The 3,382-nt window shown below is 33.6% G+C and carries 6 protein-coding genes; 4 read left to right on the forward strand and 2 right to left on the reverse strand.

Translation table 11 applies throughout. The features are described from left to right. Positions 1–235: 235 nt before the first annotated feature. Positions 236–997: an N-acetylmuramoyl-L-alanine amidase gene (locus tag CHI06_RS17445; protein ID WP_095249902.1), complete on the reverse strand. Its 762-nt coding sequence runs from the start codon at positions 995–997 to the stop codon at positions 236–238. A 331-nt stretch (positions 998–1,328) separates the two neighbouring features. On the opposite strand from CHI06_RS17445, the gene CHI06_RS17450 reads away from it, so the two are divergent. The 4 genes from CHI06_RS17450 to CHI06_RS17465 all read left to right on the forward strand — a co-directional run bounded on the left by CHI06_RS17450 (position 1,329) and on the right by CHI06_RS17465 (position 3,032). Then, the gene (locus CHI06_RS17450; protein ID WP_095249903.1) at positions 1,329–1,529 is read left to right on the forward strand and encodes a hypothetical protein; all 201 of its coding nucleotides are present in this window, start codon (positions 1,329–1,331) and stop codon (positions 1,527–1,529) included. Positions 1,530–1,639: 110 nt separating this feature from the next. Next, positions 1,640–2,068, forward strand: coding sequence for a hypothetical protein (locus tag CHI06_RS17455; protein WP_095249904.1), 429 nt, complete (start codon positions 1,640–1,642; stop codon positions 2,066–2,068). A gap of 108 nt (positions 2,069–2,176) precedes the next feature. After that, complete coding sequence (locus CHI06_RS17460; protein WP_095249905.1) at positions 2,177–2,440, forward strand: cytoplasmic protein; 264 nt, start codon at positions 2,177–2,179, stop codon at positions 2,438–2,440. 184 nt (positions 2,441–2,624) lie between these two features. After that, positions 2,625–3,032: a DUF4279 domain-containing protein gene (locus CHI06_RS17465; RefSeq protein WP_095249906.1), complete on the forward strand. Its 408-nt coding sequence runs from the start codon at positions 2,625–2,627 to the stop codon at positions 3,030–3,032. Positions 3,033–3,188: 156 nt separating this feature from the next. On the opposite strand, the gene CHI06_RS17470 is transcribed toward CHI06_RS17465, so the two are convergent. Beyond that, positions 3,189–3,382 (reverse strand): tyrosine-type recombinase/integrase (locus CHI06_RS17470; RefSeq protein ID WP_179292669.1); only part of this gene is annotated, 194 nt, incomplete at its 5' end.

A 3,382-nucleotide genomic window follows, 5' to 3' on the forward strand; every position in this document is an offset into this window, starting at 1 on the left:
AGCATTCTGGCTAACCTTATAATACGAACGGGGCAGGTTTGTTGAACAAGGGAGCATAGCCGTTATAGGACTTTATTTTTTCCTATTGAAGGTATATTCTTTTGCGATGCAGAAATTTGTAAGATAAAAACAAACATAAATTTTGAAGTATGTTGAAATAGGAAGAAAGAGAGACATCGTGAATCTCTCTTTCTCATTTTTCTATTTGAAGACCAATATTAGGAGGAATAACTAATTATTCTGAATACACAATCGCATCAAATCCGGCATTCCTTGCTTTAGTTGCTAAAGATTCTGCATTTTCTTTTGATGTGAAAGCTCCTATTTGGACTTTGTATAAACCATCTCTAAGTAAAACTATAGCATCGAATCCTTTTGACCTTGCATCTGCAGCAAGGTTGTCCGCATTAGACTTGATACGAAATGCACCTATTTGAACTTTATAAAGAATAGTTGGTTTTCTCGTTAAATTAAATGCCCTAGCTAATCCATTAGCGTGTCCTGTGGCAATAGTCGCTAAGAAACTTGTGGATTTTAATTTGCTAGCGTCATTAGTGTTATCTATAAACCCATTTTCCGTTAACATAGCTGGCATTCTTGATTCCCGTAATACATGGAAGTTAGCTGTTTTTTTACCACGATTAACAAAATCTACTGCCTTAATAATTTCATCATGAATGATATCCCGATATGTGGTTGTAGGGGCTCCAACCCCAGGATAAATATAGCTTTCGAAGCCTGTACCCCCACCAGCATTAATATGGATGGAAAGATAGTAGTCTGCTCCCCAATTGTTTGCGGCATTTGTTCTTTCACTTAAGCTTACAGTTTGATCGCCTGTTCTACTCATTAGGATTGTTACACCTTCGTATTCATTTAATAAGATATCTCTTAGAGTTATAGCTATCTGTAAAGTAATATTCTTTTCTTGCAGTCCATTTCCTACAGCTCCAGGGTCTGAACCGCCATGTCCAGGATCGATAAAAAGTTTAACCATCTTAATTCATCACCTCCATTAATAACATATTAAAAAGGTGCTAATATGCTTGGACTAATAAATTAAAGATAAAATTATGCTCAAAAACTATTATCATTATACTGCCCAGTTAACAAATACCGTTTCAAATTTGTATGCATGTTTGGGTAATTCGTCCTTATTTGTATGTCTTGTTTAACAAACGGAAGCGACTGCTCAAAAAGTGCAGTCGCTTTTTGAGCTAACTGGCAGTTTAGTTGGAGAAGAAAATTTTTGTTAAGTGAACCGATTGTGAAGGTCTCAAGAAGTATCAATTGAATATTAAAGATAAGTTATTTTTAGGAGGAGAATTATGGATAATGGACCATTTGTATTCATATTAGCTTTAATTGGAAATTTTATTTTAATTTTTGGTTTAGGTTTCCTAGTTGGAGGAGAAAGTCCGGAGTTTACTATTTTATCAATAATCAGCGTTCAATTTTCTTTTGTAGTCGTAATGTTGTTTAAAATCCTTAATAAGCTAAAAAAACTAGAAGGAAAGTCTAAGGATTAAAATGATATACATTGTCTTATTCAACTAAAGGGGCAGTTTAGTGGAAGAAGGATTTAATAATAACCTTGTAGAAATTATCCATTTATCAGGGTAAAAAGGAGAATGTATTGATGAGCAAAAGCAAACCAGTTGATGAATTAACCATAGACGACTTTAAGGAAAGTCCGATATGGGAATGGGCAATAGATGAAGAGGAAAATGAAGACCAAGATGAAACTTGGGTAAGACCATCAGAAACAAATAATTTTACAGAAGAACTAAATGGTTCAATAGTATCAGGGAAATTATCAACTATTGATGGTGATAAATTTCCAATGATGTGCAGTCTTGATATTGAAGATGACGAGGTAATAATTAGTTCAGTTGTTTTTTATAACAAAAAAGAAGACGAATACTATGCCTTAGAAGAAGTAGTTAAAAAAATAATATTGCCTTTATCAATAAATATTGGTCTTAAAATCAATGGAAAAAATAAATCATTAGAGTTTACAGCAAACAAAGTGGACATTTATAAAAATGATATAAGAACAAATTTGTAAAAGTTTTCTTCAACGGGTGCATTACTGGGATAGCAGTAATGCTTTTTTCTTCTTCAAGTAACGGGTGAGTTTAATAGAAAAGACTGTGGGATAAGGTAGGTTTTAGAGATGAAATGGTATTATGATGAAGAACACCTTATAAAAGCACATCAATATTGGAGAAAGAATAGAAAAAGCTTAGAAAATGATAAAGTATGTGGCTGCTTTTATTGTATTAGAATATTTAGTCCTAATGAAATTGATGAATGGTGGGACGAAGACGAAAGCACGGCAGAATGCCCATACTGTGGAATTGATTCTGTTATAGGGGAAAGTTCGGGATTCCCTATCACAAAAATGTTTTTAAAAGAAATGCATAAGAAATATTTTTAATTAACCCATTTTGAATTTTACAGATATGAGGATTTTTCTATAAGTTTGTGAACAAATGTACTTAAACTATAGGGTGCATTACTTGAAGACCAGTCGCATTCCAATAATGGTCAGGGTAGATGAACTAGAATAAAATAATAGCTTCAGCGATATAGGAGGAACCGTACTGGATAAAACAAAAGTAATGGCTTATTTTAGTGCAGTGGGTGATGAATTTCCTTTGGAGGTAGTAACCAATGTTCTTGGTATTGAGCCCACAAAAACTTACAGAAAGGGAGATGTAATTGAAAGTAATCCCAATCTTGTATCCACCAAAATTAGACGGAGAATAGAAACAGATTGGACTTTAAGCACAGGATACCAGGAGTCTTACGATATAAACGACCAGTTGAATTTAATTCAAAAATCAGTTGAAGGTAAAACGAAAGAATTAAAACAACTCAAGGAGAAATATTCTTTAGAGTTTCTTTTTATGGTTGTAATTCAAGTGGAAAATAACGAAACCCCTTCAATGTATTTGCAGAAAGACATAATAGATTTTGCTAGCATAATTCAAGCGGAAATCCATTTTGATTTATATATAATGAATTAAAGAATTATCCACCTTCTTATTAAGCCAACGGGGGCGTTAATTAACGAGATAAAGACCACTATTATGATAATCTTTAGCTCATTTCTTCCTTCTTAAGCTAACGGGGTGCAATAGTGAAAAGGGCAGCGTAAATTCGTTGCCTTTCTCACTTCATCTTTAAAAATACTTTATATAAAATTCTCTTCTAATGCTGCCACTTAACTGAGCATAAATTCTAGTGGTCTCGCTTTTTTCGTGCCCTAGTAGACTTTGAATAACATCAATCGGAGCTCCGTTGTTTAAAAGGTGGGTAGCATAGCTATGGCGTAGTTGATGTGGATGGATTTCTTTGTTGATCCCTGCTCGATTTG

The sequence above is a fragment of the Bacillus sp. 7884-1 genome (assembly GCF_002272245.1).
Classification (GTDB): domain Bacteria; phylum Bacillota; class Bacilli; order Bacillales; family Cytobacillaceae; genus Neobacillus.